Annotated in this window: 20 protein-coding genes; 10 read left to right on the forward strand and 10 right to left on the reverse strand. The window is 71.3% G+C overall.

Features of this window, described 5'->3' with window-relative positions:
• Window positions 1-1,284 carry a DNA polymerase IV gene (gene dinB / locus ASL10_RS05490; RefSeq protein ID WP_056045159.1) on the reverse strand — a complete coding sequence of 428 codons (1,284 nt, stop codon included), beginning with the start codon at window positions 1,282-1,284 and terminating at the stop codon, window positions 1-3.
• Window positions 1,285-1,362: 78 nt separating this feature from the next.
• Window positions 1,363-2,565, reverse strand: a complete 1,203-nt coding sequence (locus tag ASL10_RS05495) for an acyl-CoA dehydrogenase family protein (protein ID WP_235452455.1) — start codon at window positions 2,563-2,565, stop codon at window positions 1,363-1,365.
• 22 nt (window positions 2,566-2,587) lie between these two features.
• On the opposite strand from ASL10_RS05495, the gene ASL10_RS05500 reads away from it, so the two are divergent.
• On the forward strand, window positions 2,588-3,376 hold the full coding sequence (locus ASL10_RS05500) for an SGNH/GDSL hydrolase family protein (protein WP_056045163.1): 789 nt from the start codon (window positions 2,588-2,590) through the stop codon (window positions 3,374-3,376).
• Window positions 3,377-3,384: 8 nt separating this feature from the next.
• On the opposite strand, the gene ASL10_RS05505 is transcribed toward ASL10_RS05500, so the two are convergent.
• On the reverse strand, window positions 3,385-4,617 hold the full coding sequence (locus ASL10_RS05505) for a D-alanyl-D-alanine carboxypeptidase family protein (protein ID WP_162234598.1): 1,233 nt from the start codon (window positions 4,615-4,617) through the stop codon (window positions 3,385-3,387).
• An 8-nt stretch (window positions 4,618-4,625) separates the two neighbouring features.
• Window positions 4,626-5,453 carry an RNA methyltransferase gene (locus ASL10_RS05510; RefSeq protein ID WP_056045169.1) on the reverse strand — a complete coding sequence of 276 codons (828 nt, stop codon included), beginning with the start codon at window positions 5,451-5,453 and terminating at the stop codon, window positions 4,626-4,628.
• 103 nt (window positions 5,454-5,556) lie between these two features.
• Here ASL10_RS05510 and ASL10_RS05515 point away from each other — a divergent pair, with 103 nt between their 5' ends.
• Together ASL10_RS05515 and ASL10_RS05520 are read left to right on the forward strand one after the other, a co-directional pair.
• The gene (locus tag ASL10_RS05515) at window positions 5,557-6,399 is read left to right on the forward strand and encodes an NAD-dependent protein deacetylase (RefSeq protein ID WP_056045171.1); all 843 of its coding nucleotides are present in this window, start codon (window positions 5,557-5,559) and stop codon (window positions 6,397-6,399) included.
• A gap of 28 nt (window positions 6,400-6,427) precedes the next feature.
• Window positions 6,428-7,075 carry a histidine phosphatase family protein gene (locus ASL10_RS05520; RefSeq protein WP_056045174.1) on the forward strand — a complete coding sequence of 216 codons (648 nt, stop codon included), beginning with the start codon at window positions 6,428-6,430 and terminating at the stop codon, window positions 7,073-7,075.
• Window positions 7,076-7,100: 25 nt separating this feature from the next.
• Here ASL10_RS05520 and ASL10_RS05525 read toward each other — a convergent pair whose 3' ends face one another.
• Together ASL10_RS05525 and ASL10_RS05530 are read right to left on the reverse strand one after the other, a co-directional pair.
• Window positions 7,101-8,189, reverse strand: coding sequence for a glycosyltransferase family 1 protein (locus tag ASL10_RS05525; RefSeq protein WP_056045177.1), 1,089 nt, complete (start codon window positions 8,187-8,189; stop codon window positions 7,101-7,103).
• A complete protein-coding gene (locus ASL10_RS05530; protein WP_235452458.1) occupies window positions 8,186-9,091 on the reverse strand; it encodes an alpha/beta fold hydrolase in 906 nt (301 codons plus the stop codon). Before ASL10_RS05530 ends, ASL10_RS05525 begins: the two co-directional genes overlap by 4 nt.
• Window positions 9,092-9,161: 70 nt before the next feature.
• On the opposite strand from ASL10_RS05530, the gene treS reads away from it, so the two are divergent.
• Entirely contained in the window at window positions 9,162-10,901 is a 1,740-nt protein-coding gene (gene treS / locus ASL10_RS05535; protein ID WP_056045180.1) for a maltose alpha-D-glucosyltransferase, read from the forward strand.
• Between the two features lie 54 nt (window positions 10,902-10,955).
• Window positions 10,956-11,678 (forward strand): 3'-5' exonuclease, encoded by a 723-nt coding sequence (locus ASL10_RS05540; RefSeq protein WP_052505248.1) that lies wholly within the window; start codon window positions 10,956-10,958, stop codon window positions 11,676-11,678.
• A 180-nt stretch (window positions 11,679-11,858) separates the two neighbouring features.
• Here the strand turns inward: ASL10_RS05540 and ASL10_RS05545 are convergent, their stop codons facing one another.
• The 3 genes from ASL10_RS05545 to glgA form a co-directional block, all read right to left on the reverse strand.
• Window positions 11,859-12,107, reverse strand: coding sequence for a type B 50S ribosomal protein L31 (locus ASL10_RS05545; RefSeq protein WP_043594989.1), 249 nt, complete (start codon window positions 12,105-12,107; stop codon window positions 11,859-11,861).
• Window positions 12,108-12,225: 118 nt separating this feature from the next.
• The gene (locus ASL10_RS05550) at window positions 12,226-13,011 is read right to left on the reverse strand and encodes an ABC transporter ATP-binding protein (protein WP_056045184.1); all 786 of its coding nucleotides are present in this window, start codon (window positions 13,009-13,011) and stop codon (window positions 12,226-12,228) included.
• Window positions 13,012-13,021: 10 nt separating this feature from the next.
• Window positions 13,022-14,206 carry a glycogen synthase gene (glgA, locus tag ASL10_RS05555; RefSeq protein WP_056047422.1) on the reverse strand — a complete coding sequence of 395 codons (1,185 nt, stop codon included), beginning with the start codon at window positions 14,204-14,206 and terminating at the stop codon, window positions 13,022-13,024.
• 47 nt (window positions 14,207-14,253) lie between these two features.
• Here glgA and ASL10_RS05560 point away from each other — a divergent pair, with 47 nt between their 5' ends.
• Window positions 14,254-15,495 (forward strand): glucose-1-phosphate adenylyltransferase, encoded by a 1,242-nt coding sequence (locus tag ASL10_RS05560; RefSeq protein WP_054146106.1) that lies wholly within the window; start codon window positions 14,254-14,256, stop codon window positions 15,493-15,495.
• Between the two features lie 53 nt (window positions 15,496-15,548).
• Window positions 15,549-16,187 (forward strand): phosphoserine phosphatase SerB, encoded by a 639-nt coding sequence (serB, locus tag ASL10_RS05565; RefSeq protein WP_056045188.1) that lies wholly within the window; start codon window positions 15,549-15,551, stop codon window positions 16,185-16,187.
• A 58-nt stretch (window positions 16,188-16,245) separates the two neighbouring features.
• Here serB and fabG read toward each other — a convergent pair whose 3' ends face one another.
• The gene (gene fabG / locus ASL10_RS05570) at window positions 16,246-16,956 is read right to left on the reverse strand and encodes a 3-oxoacyl-ACP reductase FabG (RefSeq protein ID WP_056045191.1); all 711 of its coding nucleotides are present in this window, start codon (window positions 16,954-16,956) and stop codon (window positions 16,246-16,248) included.
• A gap of 205 nt (window positions 16,957-17,161) precedes the next feature.
• On the opposite strand from fabG, the gene ASL10_RS16490 reads away from it, so the two are divergent.
• From ASL10_RS16490 to ASL10_RS05585, 3 genes are read left to right on the forward strand one after another with little or no spacing between them, the layout of a single operon-like run.
• A complete protein-coding gene (locus tag ASL10_RS16490; RefSeq protein ID WP_056045196.1) occupies window positions 17,162-17,536 on the forward strand; it encodes a DUF3099 domain-containing protein in 375 nt (124 codons plus the stop codon).
• Window positions 17,536-17,772, forward strand: coding sequence for a hypothetical protein (locus ASL10_RS05580; RefSeq protein WP_056045199.1), 237 nt, complete (start codon window positions 17,536-17,538; stop codon window positions 17,770-17,772). Before ASL10_RS16490 ends, ASL10_RS05580 begins: the two co-directional genes overlap by 1 nt.
• On the forward strand, window positions 17,769-18,620 hold the full coding sequence (locus ASL10_RS05585; RefSeq protein ID WP_056045201.1) for an SURF1 family protein: 852 nt from the start codon (window positions 17,769-17,771) through the stop codon (window positions 18,618-18,620). Before ASL10_RS05580 ends, ASL10_RS05585 begins: the two co-directional genes overlap by 4 nt.
• Window positions 18,621-18,718 lie beyond the last annotated feature (98 nt).

Raw genomic sequence — 18,718 nt, forward strand, 5'->3', positions numbered from 1 at the left:
TTACCCTCGACCGGCGTCGTCGACGGACGCGGCACCCGCATCTCGACCGGAGGCGCCGGGTCGACGCCGCGAGGTGCCGAGCAGCGAGGCCGGCGTCAGCATGGCCGAGCCGAACTTGGCCCGGAGGGCGTCCATGGTCGACTCCGCCTCGCGCCAGTCGGCGTCGTCGTCCCACAGGCCGAGCGAGTCACCGCCCGTCCCCTCGCTGAGCTGCTCGACGCGCACGCCGACGAGCCGGATGCGTTCGTGCTGCTTGCCCGTGGCCTCGTAGAGGGACACGACCTCGTCGTAGATGCGTCGCCCGAGGTCGGTCGGGTCGGCGAGCGTCCGGGACCGCGTGATCGTCACGAAGTCGGTCGTCCGCAACTTGAGCACGACCGTGCGACCGCTCACGCCTGCGGCCCGCAGACGGGTGCCGACCTTGTCGCTCAGGCGGAGGAGTTCACGTCGGACGACGACGGGGTCGACGACGTCGGTGCCGAACGTGTTCTCGTTGCCGACGCTCTTCTCGGCCGTCTCGGTGTGGACGCTGCGGGGATCGCGACCCCACGCCAGGTCGTGCAGCTTCGCGCCCGCGGCTGGCCCGACCGCATGGACGAGCATGTCGAGAGGGGCCGAGGCGACGTCGCCGACCGTTCGGAGGCCGCGGTCGAGCAGCACCTGTTCGGTCTTGCCGCCCACGCCCCAGAGCGCGCTGATCGGCCGCGGGTGCAAGAAGGCCAGGGTGTGGCGGTGCGGTACGAGCAGGAGCCCGTCGGGCTTGGCGACGCTCGACGCGAGTTTGGCGACGAACTTGGTCGACGCGGCCCCGATGCTGCAGTGCAGCCCGGTCTCGGCATGGACCCGACGACGCAGTGCCGTGGCGATCTCGAACGGCGAACCCATCAGGCGGATCGACCCGCTGACGTCGAGGAACGCCTCGTCGATGCCGAGGCGTTCGACCAGCGGCGTGACGTCGTCGAACATCGACATGACTCGTGAGGACCAGTGCTGGTACTTCTCGAAGTGCGGTTCGAGCACGACGGCCTGCGGGCAGCGACGCAACGCGATCGCCATGGGCATCGCCGAGTTGACGCCGTACTTGCGGGCCTCGTAGGTGGCGGCCGTGACGACCGACCGGTCGGAGCGGTGCCCGATGACCACGGGTCGGCCCCGGAGCTCGGGGTGGTCGAGCAACTCGACGGACGCGAAGAAGGCGTCCATGTCGACGTGGAAGATCGGCGCGGTCGCGTCGTCGGTCGGCACCGTCGTGACGATCCGCCCGCTGCCGTCTTGTTTGCTCACCGGAGCATCCTCACACGCGCCACCGACATCGTCGTCGCCCGGGGTGCGGCCCCCGGTGCGGCCGCGTGCGTCGACCCGTCAGGAACCCGGTCCGAGGAGCGCCGCCGCGATGGTCGCGTGCGCCGAGTCGGTGTTCGACGGGTGGAAGCGTCCGGCGAGGACGTCCCGTTGCAGGCGCCCGAGCTCGGAGGACGACCGGTACGAGGACCCCCCGGCCACCGTGACCGCCTGCTCGACCACCGCGCGGGCCGTCCCGGTGGCGCGCGTCTTGAGCCCGACGACGAGGCGAGGCCAGTCGGCCCCGTGGTCGACGAGTTCGTCGACGTCGCGGGCGACCCGGTCGACCTGCGGCTCGAGTCCGTCGACCGCCAGTCCGGCGTCGGCGACGCGCCAGCGGACGACGGGGTCGAGCGCCCTCGCCGCTCCTCCGGCACGCCGCGAGGTCGTCCCGAGTGCCGACTCGACGGCGAGCTCGAGGGCCCGGCGGGCGATGCCCCGGTACACGGCGGCGACGGTCGTCTCGAAGACGGCGAAGACCGCGAAGACGAACGGGTCGTCGCTCGGGCCGACGGGCAGTCGACGGACGATGCGTGAGGCGGGCACCTCGACCCCGGTCAGCCGGGTCGTGTGGCTCTGCGTGGCGCGCATGCCGATGGTGTCCCAGTCCCCGAGCGAGGCGTGGCCCGGCTGCTCGCGGTGGACGAACCCGTGGACGAGGGCCGGCGCCTCCGGGTCGGAGTCGTCCCGTCCGAAGACGCCGAGGCGCGTCCAGACCGGCGAGAGCGACGTGGAGACCTTGGTGCCGGTGAACCGGTAGCCGCCGTCGCCCGTGGGTTCGGCCGAGGTCACCGAGTCGGACAGGACGAGGTCGTTGCCGGGCTCGCTCACCCAGAAGGCGAAGACCTCGTCGTGCGCGGCGTCCTCGAGGACGAGGTCGAGCGAGTCGTCGCCCCGGGCGTGCAGCACGGCCGCGCACCCGGTCCAGACCAGGTGCATGTTGACCGCCAGCGCCGTGGCCGGGGCCGCCGCCGCGAGGCGTGACTGCAGGGACGCGACCTGCTCGAGTCCGAGACCCGCGCCTCCTCGGTGCTCCGGGACGAACGCCCTCAGGTAGCCGCGCTCGCGCAGCTCGGCGAGGTCGTCGTGGGGGAACGTGTTCTCGCGGTCGTGGTCGGCGGCCCGCCCCCGGAAGCGCTCGAGCAGCTCGTCGGGCAGCAGCTCGCCGGGCGACCAGGAGGCGCGGGTCGGGTCGGACGGAGGGGCGGGCTTCGGTGCGGGCACGCGTCGAGAGTAGTTTGGTGGCATGAGTCAGCAACACCCGTGGTCCCGTTACGTCGCCCTCGGCGACTCGTTCACCGAGGGGATCGGCGACCCCGAGGAGCGCTCCCCCGGGGGGCACCGGGGCTGGGCCGACCGCGTCGCCGAGGTGCTGGGCTCCTCGACCGAGGACTTCGCGTACGCCAACCTCGCCGTGCGGGGCCGCCTGCTGAAGCAGATCATCGACGAGCAGTCCGAGGCCGCGCTCGCCCTGCGGCCCGACCTCATCTCGGTGTCGGCCGGGGGCAACGACATCATCCGTCCCGGCACCGACCCCGACGAGGTCGCCGCGGGCTTCGAGGGGTTGGTCGCGCGACTGCGGTCCGACGGTGCCACGGTCGTGGTCTTCACCGGGCCCGACATCGGCCTCACCCCGGTCCTCGGTCGTCTCCGCGGAAAGGTCGCGATCTACAACGAGCACGTCCACGCCATCGCGCTGCGACACGACGCGGTGGTCGCGGACATGTGGGCGTTGCGTCAGCTCGTCGACCCACGGATGTGGGCGCCCGACCGGTTGCACTTCAGTCCCCTCGGCCACCACACGATCGCGCGGATGGTCCTGCAGGCCCTCGCGGTCGAGAACGACCTCGCGCCCTACGAGCCCGAGCCGCTCGAGCGTCGCCCCTGGCGCAACGCACGGGCCGACGACATGGGCTGGGCCCGCGAGTACCTCGTGCCCTGGGTGGTACGGCGCATCCGGCACCAGTCGTCGGGCGACCTGGTCCGGGCCAAGCGACCGGACGCCGTCACCGTGGTCCACCGCACCGACGACTGACGCTCGGGTCAGAACACCTCGTCGGGATGCGTCAAGCGCCACCAGGCGCCCGGCTCGCCGATGCCCGCGTCGAGTTCGAGGGGCACGACGTGCGGTTCTCCGTCGACGGTGAAGGTGACGTCGCCCACGCGCGTCCCGACCGGGGCCGCGCCCACGTCGTCGGTCTCGACCGACGCCTGCACGGTCTCGTCGCCCCAGACGAGGACGGTGGCGTCCTCCGCGGCCACCGCTCGGGCCTCGTCGCCCCAGGGCAGTTCGTAGTCGGCGAAGGCGTCGCCGCGGCTGGTCAGCGTGATGGTCCGGAAGCCCTCCGCGACGCTCGCGAGCAGGGCCTGCACGTCGCGGTCCAGCTGGTCGTGGTCGACGCCGCCGAGCATGGCGCCCACGACCGTGACCCGTCGCCCGCCGATCGTGTAGTCGGCCGCGAACAGCAGGCAGGCGCCGGCCTCGTCGAGCGTCCCCGTCTTGATGCCGACGACGCCGTCCAGCCCGAGCAGTTCGTTGCTGTTGCTGATCTCGCCGATGCCGGGCACGGACGTCGTCGCCGTGCCGACCGTGCGGGCGACGTCGGGGTCGGCCAGGGCGAGTCGGCCTAGCGCGATCAGGTCGGTCGAGGTGCTCGTGTTCTGCGGCGACAACCCGGTGGGCTCGACGAGCGTGGTCGACGAGAGGCCGTGGCCGTCGAGCCAGGACCGCGCCGCGTCGACGAAGGCCTGGTCGCTGCCGAACGCCCACCGGGCCAGCACCTCGGCGTAGTTGTTGGCGGACTCGATCAGCATGACCTCGAGCACCTGCCGCTCGGTGAGGACCTGCCCGGCGGCCATCGGTGCCACCTTGCCGTTCCGTGCGCGGTACGCGTCGACCAGGGCCGCCTCGGCCGGGCCGAAGGTGAGGGACGGGCCGTCACCGCCGTCGAGGGGTTTCTCGTCGAGGACGACGAGGGCCGTGACCACCTTGCTGATGCTCGCGATCGGACGGGGTCGTTCGTCGCCGCTCGTCGTCAGGCTGTCGTCCCAGCCGATCGCCTCGACCGCCGTCGCGCCGTAGGCGGGGAAGGTCAGGTCGGGAGCCTCCTCGGCCGGTGCGGCGTACGAGGCGACGTCCGCCGCGGCGGGCGCCAGCGGGCTGAGCAGTGCCAGGGGGACGTAGCCGCCGACCGCGATTACCAGGGCGAGCAGCGCGACCACGCCCACGCGCCTCCGGACCACGCCGGGTCGACGACGCCCGTCGACTCCGGTCACGCGACCGGTCACGCGACCGCCGCCGACCCGTCCGCCGGCAGACGCAGGGCCCAGAGGGCCACGGCCGAGGCGGCGGCCACGTTGAGGCTGTCGACGCCGTGCAGCATCGGGATGGTCACCACCGTGTCGGCGGCCCGCAGGGCGGCCCGGCTGAGCCCGTCGCCCTCGGTGCCGAGCAGCAGGGCGACGCGGTCCGGAGGCGCGGCCGCGTAGGCGTCGAGGGTGACCGCGTCGTCGCTCAGCGCCAGGGCGGCCACCTCGAACCCCGCCTCGCGGAGCAGCCCGGCACCGGCCGGCCACTCGGGGAGGCGCGTCCACGGGACCTGCAGCACGGTGCCCATGCTGACGCGGACGCTGCGCCGGTAGAGCGGGTCGGCGCAGCGCGGGGTGATCAGGACGGCGTCCGCCCCCAAGCCGGCGACGGCTCGGAAGATCGCGCCCACGTTCGTGTGGTCGACGATGTCCTCGAGCACGACGACGCGCCGCGCGCCGTCGAGCACCGACTCGACCGTCGGCAGCTCGGGACGGTGCATGGCGGCGAGGGCCCCCCGGTGCAGGTGGTAGCCGGTCAGCGTCTCGAGCAGGGCCGCGTCGCCGACGAAGATCTCGCCCTCGTGGTCGGCCACGAGGGGTTCGATGTCGGGCAACCACCGGTCGGTCATCAGCACCGACCGGGGCACGTGGCCCGCCCGCAGCGCCCGCTCGATGACCTTGGTCGACTCGGCGATGTAGAGGCCGCCCTCCGGCTCGGTCACGCGCCGCAGGGCGACGTCGGTGAGCCGGTTGTAGTCGGCGAGTGCCTCGTGGTCGAGGTCGGTGATGCGGGTGACGTGCACGGTGCTCCACGGGGGACGGCCCCGGCGGACGGGCGACCGCTGGAATCGAATCGGAGGGGGACGCGTTTAGGCTAGCGTCACCGCACCCGAAGGAGCCCCACCCGTGTCGAACGCCCCCGCGGCCCCCACCGACGAGCAGGCCCTCGAGGCCGCGGTCGAGGCCCTCCGCGGGCGCCGCGTGGCCGTGCTCACCGGGGCGGGGGTCAGCACCGACTCGGGCATCCCCGACTACCGGGGCGAGGGTGCTCCGCCCCGCAACCCCATGACCTTCCAGCAGTTCCTCTCGAGCGAGAGCTACCGCAAGCGCTACTGGGCCGGCAGCCACCTCGGCTGGAAGTCCTTCCGTGCCGCCGGGCCCAACGAGGGGCACCGGGCGCTGGCCCGGCTCGAGGCCGCCGGCGTCACGAACGGCGTCATCACCCAGAACGTCGACAACCTGCACGTCCGCGCCGGGTCGCGCCGGGTCGTCGACCTGCACGGCACCGTCGACCGGGTCGTCTGCCTCACCTGCGGGCAGGCGTTCGCCCGCGACATGGTGGCGGCCCGCCTCGCCGCCGAGAACCCCTGGATCGACGAGCCCGACCAGGTGCGGCTCGCCCCGGACGGCGACGTCGAGGTGCACGACATCGACGCGTTCGTCGTGCCGACCTGCACGGTGTGCGGCGGCCTGCTCAAACCCGACGTCGTGTTCTTCGGCGAGTTCGTGCCCACCGAGCGGTTCGCCGAGGCGCGCTCGATGGTCGTCGGCGCCGAGGCGCTGCTCGTCGCCGGCTCCTCGCTCGTCGTCAACAGCGGCATCCGCCTGCTCGACCAGGCGACGCGCCGCAAGCTGCCCGTGGTCGTCCTGAACCGCGGCGTCACCAAGGGCGACTCGCGGGCCACGGTTAAGCTGGACGCCGGCACGTCGGAGACCCTGGCGGCCCTGGCCGAGCACCTGGGCGCCTGACCCCCGGGCCGTGCCCACCGGAGGAACGATGACGCTCTTGTACCTGGTCCGCCACGGCGAGACCGACTGGAACCGCGCCCGACGCATCCAGGGCTCCACCGACATCCCCCTGAACGACCTCGGTCGGTCGCAGGCCCGAGAGACCGGCGACCTGCTCGCCCGGCGTCGGTTCGACGCCGTCGTCGCCAGCCCTCTGTCGCGCGCGGCCGAGACCGGGTCCATCATCGCCGAGCGCCTGGGCCTGGCCGCGCCCGAGCTCGTCCCCGAGGTCGCCGAGCGTCGCTACGGCGACGCCGAGGGGCTGACCGGCGAGCAGGTCGAGGCACGGTTCCCCCACGGCACCCCGGTGCCCGGTCGTGAGAGCCGCGGGGCCCTCGTCGCACGGGTGCTGCCCGCCCTCGCCTCGATCGCGGCGCGGCACGGCGCCGGCTCGTCCGTGGTCGTCACGACGCACGGCGCGGTCATCCGGGCGGTCGTGAACCACGTCTCCCCCGACACCGACGCGCACCTGGGCGTGCCCATCCGCAACGGGTCCGTCCACTCGTTCGAGTTCACGGGCGACGCCCTGACGCTGCGGGAGTTCGACGACCCGATCGAGGTCGAGTCCGAACGCGCCGGCACCTACTCGTTCGAGTACCAGAACCCGCTCGAGCGCGACGCGGCCGAACCGGCCTGAGCCGCCGGCCCCGGCCGCCGACGGGTCAGCGTCCCGGGCGTCGACGCTGGTGGCCGCCCGCTGCGGCGACGTCGGCCAGCAGGCGCAGCAACACGTCGGCCGAGTCACGCCAGCTGAACCGGGCGGCCTGCTCGACCGACGCGGCCGAGCGCGCCTCCCACTCGCCCTCGAGTCGTCGGACGGCCGCGGCGATCGACGCGGGCGACGACGGGTCGAAGTAGAGCGCCGCGTCTCCGCCGATCTCGCGGAAGATCGGGATGTCGCTGACCACGGCCGGCGTGCCGAGTGCCATGCCCTCGACGAGCGGGATGCCGAAGCCCTCGGCGCGCGAGGCCGTCACGACGGCCGTCGCCCCCAGCAGGGTCTCGCGGTACTCGTCGTCGCTCGCCCCGTCGTGGAAGACCAACGACCCGGCGGGTGCCAGGGCCGTCAAGGAGGCGCGCTCGGCCCCGGACACCCGGCTCATCAGGTGCAGTCGGTACCCGTCGAGCAACGGCAGTGCCCTGGCCAGCGCGGCCACGTTCTTGTACGGCATGAACGACCCCATGTAGACGAGGTCGCGGCTCGCCGGCGCGGTGCGGGGCTCGACGGGGTCGACCGGGTCGGCCGCGTTGTACACCACCGTCACGGGACGCCGGGTCAGGCGGTGGCGACGCATCTCGTCCCGCGTCGTGCGGCTCACGGTGACGACGGCGTCGGCCCGGTTCAGGAGCACCCGCTGCGGCCACCAGGCCAGGTGGTACAGCCGCCAGAGCAGCTTGATCGGCCAGGCGAACTCGGGTGGCGGCGTGCGGTTCGTGTAGTAGATCAGGTCGTGCAGGGTCAGGACGAGCGGGTACCGGCGTCCGGCGGAACCCATGGTCTGCATGGGCGACCAGACGACGTCGGGGCGCAGCGCGTTCACCTGCCGGGCCACGAGCGGCTCGAGGACGCTCGTGGGCGCGCTGACGAGCAGGTGGGGTGCGTCGGGCAACGCGTGGAGCTGGCGGGGGTCGCTCACCAGCATCGTCACCTCGTGGCGCTCGGCCAGCGCCGACACCACGCCGGCGCTGAAGCGGCTGATGCCGTCGTGGCGTCCGACGCGGACGTAGCGGCAGTCGACGACGATCCTCATCGGACGAAGGCCTCGATCGCGGCGGCGGCCTGGCGCGGCTTCTCGTAGTGGATCAGGTGGCCCACGCCCTCGATCACGTCGAGCGTGGCGTCGGGGAAGAGCGCCTGCAGTCGGTGCTGGGCGGGCAGGGCGGTGATGTCGTCGCGGTCGGCGGCGACGAGCAGGGTGGGCACGCTGATGCGGGCGGCGTACGTGCTCACGTCGCTCGAGACCGATGCGCGGAACGCGTCGAGCACCACGCGACGGTCCGAGAACCGCGAGAAGAAGCTGTCGTGCTGGTCGTGGATCCAGCGGCGCAGGGCCCGGTCGTGGGTCTTGACCATGGCGAGGCTGGTGAACCTCGTCACGGCCGCGTTCTGCAGCACCTGCTGACCGGCACGTTCGGGCAGGGCCGCGCCGGCCCAGTAGTAGAAGACGGCCAGACGCGTGACCACGCCGCGCGGGCCCTGCAGGGCAGGGGCGGCGATCGGGTTGACCAGGATCAACCGGGAGGCGCGGAGCCCGTCGGCCACCGCGGCCGACGTGACGATCGAGCCGAACGAGTGCCCCAGCACCACGACGTCGTCACCGAGCGAGAGGGTCGCCACGAACGCGGTCAGCCAGCGCGCGTACGCCGCGACGCTGTGCTCGGCGTCGAGCGGGGTCGACTCGCCGAAGCCCGGCAGGTCGGGCATGACCACCCTCGCGTGGTCGAGGTGCGCCACGACCGGTTCGAGACCGTGGTGGTCGCCCCGGAAGCCGTGCACCGCGACGACGGTGACCCGCGCCTCCTGCCCCTCGGGAGGCTCGTACGTCCAGTAGCGGGTGAGGCTGCCGGCGACCTCGACGGCGTCATCGCGCACCGGTCGGGCGTCGAGGCGGGCACGGTAGGGCGACTTCACGCGCGGGGGTCGGACGATCACGAGCCCGAGTCTACGAGCGACGCGCTGGTCGGAGTGCGCGTCCCGGGGCGCGCGCCCGTAGGGTGGGCGGGTGAGCTTCACTGCCCCGATCCAGCAGCCCGGACTGACCCTCGACCCCAACTGGCACCGCCGTGCGGTGTTCTACGAGGTGATGGTGCGGTCGTTCGTCGACAGCAACGGGGACGGGGCGGGCGACCTCCAGGGTCTGCTCACCCGCCTCGACTACCTGCAGTGGCTCGGCGTCGACGCCCTCTGGCTGCCGCCGTTCTTCCAGTCGCCCCTGCGCGACGGCGGGTACGACATCCAGGACTACAAGGCGATCCTGCCCGAGTTCGGCACACTCGACGAGTTCCGCGACCTGGTCACGAAGTCGCACGAGCGCAACATGCGCATCGTCATCGACATGGTGCTGAACCACACCAGCGACCAGCACGAGTGGTTCCAGCAGAGCCGCGAAGACCCCGAGGGCCCCTACGGCGACTTCTACGTCTGGCGCGACACCGACGACGAGTACTCGAACATCCGCGTCATCTTCGTCGACACCGAAGAGTCGAACTGGACGTTCGACCCGGTGCGTCGTCAGTTCTTCTTCCACCGCTTCTTCTCGCACCAGCCCGACCTCAACTTCGAGAACCCCGCCGTCCAAGAAGCGGTCTTCGACGTCGTCCGTCACTGGCTGGCGATGGGCGTCGACGGGCTCCGCCTCGACGCGATCCCGTACCTGTTCGAGACCGAAGAGGGCAACGGCGAGGGCGAACCGGCCACGCACGAGTTCATCAAGCGTCTGCGCGCCATGGTCGACGAGGAGTTCCCGGGTCGCGTGCTCATCGCCGAGGCGAACCAGTGGCCCGCCGAGACGGCGGCGTTCTTCGGCACCGAGGACGAGCCGGAGTGCCACATGGCCTTCGACTTCCCGGTCATGCCCCGCATCTTCTACTCGCTGCGCGCCCAGAGCGCCGACGAGCTCAAGCGCATCCTCTCCGAGACGACCGAGGTGCCCCCGGGCGCGGCCTGGGCCGTCTTCCTCCGCAACCACGACGAGCTCACCCTCGAGATGGTCAGCGAGGAGTACCGGCAGGCGATGTACGGCTGGTACGCGTACGACCCCCGCATGCGCTCGAACATCGGCATCCGTCGTCGCCTCGCTCCTCTGCTCGACAACTCGCGTGCCGAACTCGAACTCGTCCACGCGCTGCTCTTCTCGCTGCCCGGCAGTCCGTTCCTGTACTACGGCGACGAGATCGGCATGGGCGACAACATCTGGCTGCCGGACCGCGACTCGTCCCGCACGCCGATGCAGTGGACGCCCGACCGCAACGCCGGCTTCTCGACCGCCGACCCGGGCAAGCTCTTCCTGCCCGTCGTCCAGTCGCTCGTCTACAACTACAACCTGGTCAACGTCGAGAGCCAGCTGGCGCAGTCGCGGTCGCTGCTGCACTGGGTCCGCAACGTCATCCACGTGCGCAAGGCCCACCCGACCTTCGGCCTCGGCACCCTCGAGGTGCTCGAGACGAACCAGGAGTCCGTCCTGTCGTTCGTCCGGTCCTACGAGGGGGCCGGCACGCAGTTCGGCGACTCGGCCGAGGACATCCTCTGCGTCTTCTCGTTCGGTCACAACCCGACCTCGGTCGACATCGTGGCCCCGCAGTTCGCCGGGCGCACGTTGGTCGACCTCTTCGGCGGAGCGCAGTTCCCCTCGTTCGACGACGAGGGCAAGGTCACCCTGACCCTCGGCACGCAGGCGTTCTTCTGGCTGCACGTCGGCGACGTGCCCGTGGCGGCGGCACCCGCTGTCGGTGGCGCCTCCTAAGCTCACAGAGTGACTGACACCGACACGACCGGCACCGCCCCCGACCTCGCGGCCGTGGGCGAGCCGCCGGCCGCCTGGTGGCAGGCCCTCGGCGTCTTCGACCTCGAGACGACGGGCATCGACGTCGAGACGGCCCGGATCGTCACCGCGCACGTCGGCCTGATCGACGCCACCGGTGCGACGGTCGCACACGGCGAGTGGTTGGCCGATCCGGGCGTCGAGATCCCCGAGCAGGCCAGCGCCGTCCACGGCATCTCGACCGAGCGGGCCCGAGCCGAGGGGCGACCGGCCGCCGAGGTCGTGGCCGAGATCGTCGCGGCCATCCGTGCCGTCTTCGCCCGCGGTGTGCCGTTGGTCGTCTACAACGCGCCCTACGACCTCACGCTGCTCGACCGTGAGGCCCGCCGCCACGGTGTCGAACCTCTCGGCGAGGTGGGCGAGATCGGCTGCGTCGTCGATCCGCTCGTCATCGACAAGGCCGTCGACACCTACCGCAAGGGCAAACGCACCCTCGAGGCCGCCGCGGCCGTCTACGGCGTCTCGCTCGACGACGCCCACGACGCCGGGGCCGACGCGATCGCCGCCGGCCGTGTCGCCCAGGCGATGGCCAAGCGGTATCCCGATCGCCTCGACGTGCCCGTGACCGAGTTGCACGACCTCCAGGTCGGGTGGTGCTCGACCCAGGCCGAGAGCTTCCAGCAGTACATGCGCCGTGCGAAAGACCCCACCTTCACCGCTCACGGTGACTGGCCGCACCGCCCACTGCCGTTCGCCTGAGCACGATCGCCCCACCGCGCCTCCTGGGTCGCCCGCTCCTCCGCTTCCTGGGCTCGCCCGCGCCTCCTGCGCCGCGGTGTCACACGACGTGCACCTTCTCGGTCGGGCACCCTCACCCGGGCGCACGAGAAAGGCGGCCCACCGAAGTGGACCGCCTCTTTCGGGCGTGTGGGCTGTGGCCTACTTGCCGAAGTTCTTGTAGCGCGAGTTGAACTTCTCGACGCGACCGGCCGAGTCGAGGATGCGCTGCTTGCCCGTGTAGAACGGGTGCGACTCGGACGAGATCTCGACGTCGATGACCGGGTAGGTCTCACCGTCGAGCTCGATGGTCTTGTCGCTGGTCGTCGTGGAGCGCGTGAGGAACGTGGCGCCCGACGCGAGGTCCCGGAAGACGATCTGCTTGTACTCGGGGTGGATGTCGGTCTTCATGATTGTCCTAGGTCTAGCGAACGAGTGATGATGGTGAGTTCAGGAGGCGCTTGCAGCATCGCTGCGGGCCAGCTGTCAACGATACCAGACCGACGGCCCGGATCGTAGGAGGCGCGGTTCAGCCCGCGGCGCGGGCCGAGTACCGGCCCCCGTCGGACTCGACCCGCAGTTCGACGCCGAACGTGGCGCCGAGGGTCTCGGCCGTGATGACCTCGTCGAGCGGACCGGCGGCCACTACGGAGCCGTGGTCGAGCAGCAGGGCGTGCGTGAATCCCTTGGGGATCTCCTCGACGTGGTGGGTCACCATGACGATGGCCGGAGCGCCCTCGGACGAGGCGTAGCCCGAGAGCATCTGCAGCAGTTCTTCGCGGGCGCCGAGGTCGAGGCTCGCGGCCGGCTCGTCGAGCAGCAGCAACTCGGGGTCGGTCATGACCGAGCGGGCGATCTGGACGCGCTTCTGCTCGCCGTCGCTCAGCTCGCCGAAGGTACGGTCCGAGAGGTGGTCGAGCTTCCACTCGTCGAGAACGCGGTGCGCCCGACGGACGTCGACGCCCTCGTACTCTTCGTTCCAGCGCCCGGTGACCGAGTAGGCGGCCGTCAGGACGACGTCGACGACCTTCTCCTTCGCCGGGATGCGCCGGGCGATGGCCGTCGAGGCGAAGCCGATGCGTGGCCGCAGGTCGAACAGGTCGACGGAGCCGAGGTCGGAGCCGAGGATGCTGGCCTCGCCCGAGGACGGGTGGCTCTGCGCGGCGGCGACCTGCAGCAGGCTCGTCTTGCCGGCACCGTTCGGGCCGAGCACGACCCAGCGCTCGTCGGAGTCGACCGTCCAGGTCAGTTTGTCGACGACGGCTGTGCCGCCTCGGACGATCGAGACATCGGTGAGCTGCAGGACGGTAGGCATGGTCCTCAGCCTAGTTGAGCAGGCCCTCGTAGATCCCCAGCGTCTGCTCGGCGATCCGCGACCACGAGAACTCTTCTTCGGCCCTCATGCGGCCGGCTCGTCCCATGAGGCGGGCGAGTGCCGGGTCGGAGACGACCTCGGTGAGGGTGGCCGCCAGGTCGGCCACGAAGCGGTCGGGGTCGACCGGGGTGCCGGTGCCGTCCTGCACCTGGTCGAGGGGCACGATCCGGCCCGTCAGACCGTCCGCGACGACCTCGGGGATGCCGCCCGTGTCGGACCCGACGACGGGAACGCCGCAGGCCATCGCCTCGAGGTTGACGATGCCGAGGGGTTCGTACACCGAGGGGCAGACGAAGGTGGTGGCGGCGCTCAGCACCGCACTGAGCTGGTGACGGGGCAGCACGGTGTCGATCCACACGACACCGGTGCGCTCCTCTTGCAACTCTCGGACGAGACCCGTGACCTCGGCCATGATCTCGGGGGTGTCCGGCGCGCCGGCGCAGAGCACGAGCTGCACGTCGGCCGGCAGCAGCTTGGCCGCGCGCAGCAGGTACGGCAGGCCCTTTTGGCGGGTGATGCGACCGACGAAGACGACGGAGGGGCGGTCGGGATCGATGCCCAGGCTGCGGACCAGCTCGGCGTCGTCGACGCGCTTCCAGCCCTCGAGGTCGATCCCGTTGTAGACGACCTGGACCTTCGACTCGTCGATCGACGGGTAGGAGCGCAGGATGTCGCGGCGCATCCCGTCGCTGACCGCGATGACGCGGTCGGCGGTCTCGTAGGCCTGACGCTCGATCCAGCTCGAGACGCGGTAGCCGCCTCCGAGCTGTTCGGCCTTCCAGGGTCGGAGCGGTTCGAGGCTGTGTGCCGTCAGGACGTGCGGGACCCCGTGCAGCATCTGGGCCAACTGGCCGGCCGCGTTCGCGTACCAGGTGTGGCTGTGGACGACGTCGGCTCCGGCCACGTCCTGGGCCATGCTGACGTCCACGCCGAGGGTGCGCAGCGTGGCGTTGGCCTGGTCGAGCTGGGGCAGGTCGGGGTACCCGGTCGTGTCGGGTTCGGGGTCGACCTCGCCGAAGGCACGGACCTGCACCTCGACGCCTTGACGCAGGGCCTTGACGAGTTCGACGACGTGGACGCCCGCTCCCCCGTAGACGTTGGGCGGGTATTCCTTGGTGATGACATCGACTCGCACGTGGTTCACCGTAGTCGTGCGACCGCGAATCGTGCCATTCTGGCCCCATGGCATCAAAGAAGATCTTCGGCATCGTCCTGGCTGGTGGCGAGGGCAAACGCCTGATGCCGCTGACCGCCGACCGCGCGAAACCCGCTGTCCCGTTCGGTGGCAACTACCGTCTCATCGACTTCGCCCTGTCGAACCTGATCAACTCGGGTCTCCGGCAGATCGTCGTCCTGACCCAGTACAAGTCGCACAGCCTCGACCGCCACGTGTCGCAGACCTGGAGCATCGAGGGCCTGCTGGGTGCCTACGTCGCCTCGGTCCCGGCCCAGCAGCGGCTCGGCAAGCGATGGTTCGCCGGCAGCGCAGACGCGATCCTGCAGAGCCTGAACCTCCTGCGTGACGAGAAGCCCGACATCGTCGTCGTGGTGGGTGCCGACCACGTCTACCGCATGGACTTCTCGCAGATGATCGAGGCGCACATCGCCTCGGGCGCCGGGGTCACCGTCGCCGCCATCCGTCAGCCCATCTCGCTGGCCGACCAGTTCGGCGTGATCGAGGTCGACTCGGACGACCCGACCCGCATCGGCCGGTTCCTCGAGAAGCCGACCGACGCCACGGGCCTGCCGGACTCCCCCGACGAGATCCTCGCGTCGATGGGCAACTACGTCTTCGATGCGGACGTCCTGATCGACGCCGTGCTGCGCGACGGTGAGAAGCCCGACTCCAACCACGACATGGGCGGGGACATCGTCCCCGACTTCGTCTCCCGGGGCGACGCGGCGGTGTACGACCTCAACCGCAACGAGGTGCCCGGGTCGACCGAGCGCGACCGCTACTACTGGCGCGACGTCGGCACCATCGACTCGTTCTACGACGCGCACCGCGACCTGATCTCGGCCCTGCCGATCTTCAACCTCTACAACACCGACTGGCCGATCTTCAGCCAGCAGCTCAACTCGCCCCCCGCGAAGTTCGTCCGCGACGGCCACGGCAACCTCGGCACGACGATCGACTCGATCGTGTCGCTCGGTTCGTTGCTCTCGGGAGCGCACGTGGAGCGCAGCGTCCTGGGGCCATGGTGCACCCTCGACAGCGGCTCGCGGGTCGTCGACTCGGTGGTCTTCGAGCGGGCCCACGTCGGCCCGAACGCCGTCGTCAACCGGGCGATCCTCGACAAGGACGTCGTCATCGCGGCCGGCGCCTCCGTCGGCGTCGATCCCGAGGCCGACCGGGCCCGCGGGTTCACCGTCACGCCCTCCGGCATCACGGTGGTCGGCAAGGGCGTCCGGGTCGACCAGTAGACGCCCGGAGTCACACGAGCGGCGCGGTGCGTCGGCGGCCCTAGGCTGTCGGCGTGCCGCGTTTCCTCATCGTCCTCGACGTCGACTCCACCCTCATCGAGGACGAGGTCATCGAACTCCTCGCCGACGCCGCCGGCACCCGGGCACACGTCGAGGACGTGACCTCCCGGGCCATGGCCGGCGAGCTGGACTTCGCCGCGAGTCTCGCCGAGCGCGTCGCGACCCTCGAGGGTCTGCCCGAGTCGGTCCTCGCCGAGGTCCGAGCGCACCTCACGCCGACCCGCGGCGTCCGTGAACTCGTCGACGGCGTCCATGCCGCCGACGGTCTGGTGGGCGTCGTGTCCGGTGGGTTCCACGAGACCCTCGACCCGCTCGCGGACGACCTGGGGCTCGACTTCCGCCGGGCCAACCGCCTCGAGCTCCGAGGGGGCAGGCTGACCGGACGGGTCTCCGGTCCCGTGATCGACGCGCACGCCAAGGCCGCCGCTCTTCGCGGATGGGCCGAGGAGGCGCGGGTCGACCTCGCGCACACCGTCGCGGTCGGCGACGGGGCCAACGACCTCGAGATGATGGCCGTGGCAGGGCTCTCGGTGGCGTTCAACGCCAAGCCGCGGGTCCGGGAGCGCGCCGACGTGGTCGTCGGGACGAACGACCTGTCCCAGGTGCTGCCCCTGCTCGGGCTCCGGGGCTGAGCCACCGGACGAGGCGGGCGCCCGTCGGTGGTCGACCCGCGCCTCCTGCCCGGTGGGCCTAGTGGCCCATGCCGAGGCCGCCGTCGACGGGGATCACGGCACCCGAGATGTAGGCGGCGTCGTCGCCCGCGAGCCACGTGATCGTCTTCGCGACCTCGGCCGTCGTGCCGTACCGGCCGGCGGGGATGCTCTTCTTGTACTCGGCCTGCTGTGCCTCGGGGAGGACGGCGGTCATGTCGGTCTCGACGAAGCCGGGGGCCACCACGTTGGCGGTGATGCCGCGGGCACCGAGCTCGCGGGTCAGGGAGCGGGCGAAGCCGACGAGGCCCGCCTTCGAGGCCGCGTAGTTGGCCTGGCCCGGTCCGCCGTAGAGGCCGACCACGCTCGACACGAGGACGATGCGCCCGAACCGGGCCTTGAGCATGCCCTTGGACGCCCGCTTCACGACGCGGAAGGCCCCGCCGAGGTTGGTGTCGACGACCGAGGTGAAGTCGTCCTCGGTCATGCGCATGAGCAGACCGTCCTTCGTGATGCCGGCGTTGGCCACGACGACCTCGACCGGGCCGAGCTCGGCCTCGACGGTGCTGAAGGCCGCGTCGATCGAGGCGGCGTCGGTGACGTCGGCGACGACGGTCAGCGTGCCCTCGGGGCCCTGACCGCTCCGGGCGGTGACGGCGACGCGGTGTCCCTGGGCGACGAACTCCTCCGCGATGGCGAAGCCGATGCCTCGGTTGCCGCCGGTGACGAGGACGGTGCGGGGCGTGGTCATGGGTGGTCTCCTCGGGGGCGATCTCGACGGCCACCGCTCGGTGCGGCGGACTCACGGCGAACCTGTGATCGGCAGGCCGCCGACCAGCCTACTGTCGGACCCGGGTCTTAGGATCGAGGCGGTCCCCCGGACGTCTGGTCCCCGAGATCGATCCGGCACCCGTCCGTGGTGCGTCCACCCTCCTCCCGACATCGAGGTGTGCCCCGTGAAGGCCTCGAACACGATCACGTCCCTGCCCCCCTCCCCCACCGACGACCGGCACTCCCGCATGGTCAAGTACCTGGTGGCGATGGGCATCAGGTTGGTCTGCATCGCCCTCTGCTTCGTCTTCCCCCTCGGGTGGTGGACGTTGTTGCCCGTCATCGGTGCCGTCGTCATCCCGTACATCGCCGTGGTGTTCGCCAACGTCGGTCACGAGTCCGGCGACGCGGTCGAGAGCCCCGGCGGCATCGAGCTGTACCGCGAGCCCCCGGCGCCGTTCCGACCGACGGTGGTCGACGGCGACGCCGGTCCTGCGGGCCCCGCAGCCCCGTCCGACGACGATCCCGGCGAGCCCGACCACGATCGGCCCACCGTCTGATGCTCGGTCTCGATCCCGTCGGCGTCCAGTGCTCTCGCGCCTCCTGTCGAGCCGAGGCACGGCATAATGTCCACTGGCGCAACCCCAAGATCCACGGCATCGACCGGGTCAAGGTGTGGTCGGCATGCGACGAGCACGTCGACTTCCTGCGCGAGTTCCTCGCGGCACGTGACTTCCCGGTCGTCGTGACGGGGGTGTCAGAGGTCGTCGAACAGGTCGGAACGGAGGCGCGGTGACGAACATCCGCTTCGCCCTCTCACGCAGATGGCTGGGCTACCTCGCCGTCGCCGTCGCGTTCGCGATCATCTGCGTGTTCCTCGCGCACTGGCAGTGGTCCCGACACGACGAGAAGCTCGCGGTCGTGCACCAGCTCGAGCAGACCTACGACGCCGACCCGGTCCCCCTCCACCAGGCCCTGCCCGAACTGTCGTCCTACGACGCGGCCCAGGAGTGGCAACCGGTCGAGATGACGGGGCGCTACCTCACCGACGACGAGTTGCTGGTCCGCAACCGTCCGCTCAACGGCCAACCCGGCTTCGAGGTCCTCGTCCCGTTCCGCACCACCCAGGGCGACGTCTTCGTGGTGGACCGCGGTTGGGTACCCACCGGCAACGCCCAGGACTCCCCCGACGTCGTGCCCGCGCCTCCTCCGGGCGACGTCACCGTGGTCGCACGCCTGAAGCCGGGCGAGCCGGCACTGGGCGACCGCACGGGCGTCCCCGGGACGAACCAGATCGCGACCATCCAACTCAGCGAGGTCGAATCGCGAGTCGGGCAGCCCGTCTACTCGAGCGCCTACGGTCTGGTCGTCAGCGAGAGCCCCGCGCCGGCCACGGCACCCGTGCCGTCCACGAAGCCCGAGATCGACACCGGTCTGAACCTGTCGTACTTCGTCCAGTGGCTCATGTTCGCGGTCGGTGCCTTCGGGTTCCTGTTCTACGTGTTCCGCCAGGAGTACCGCAACCAGAACGCGGACGACGACGAAGTCGTCGAACGCGAGGCAGAACGCCAGCGCCGTCGTGACGCCCGACCCCGCCACGACAACGACGTCGAGGACGAGATCCTGGACGGCGCTCACCGCTGACCGGACCGCCGGCCGGGACCGGGTGGACCGGGGCCCCACGGCACCCAGGGCCGGGAGCCTGGGGCCTGGGGCCTGGGGCTTGGGGCTTGGGCCGGTGC

The organism is Frigoribacterium sp. Leaf8 (genome assembly GCF_001421165.1).
Classification (GTDB): Bacteria; Actinomycetota; Actinomycetes; order Actinomycetales; family Microbacteriaceae; genus Frigoribacterium.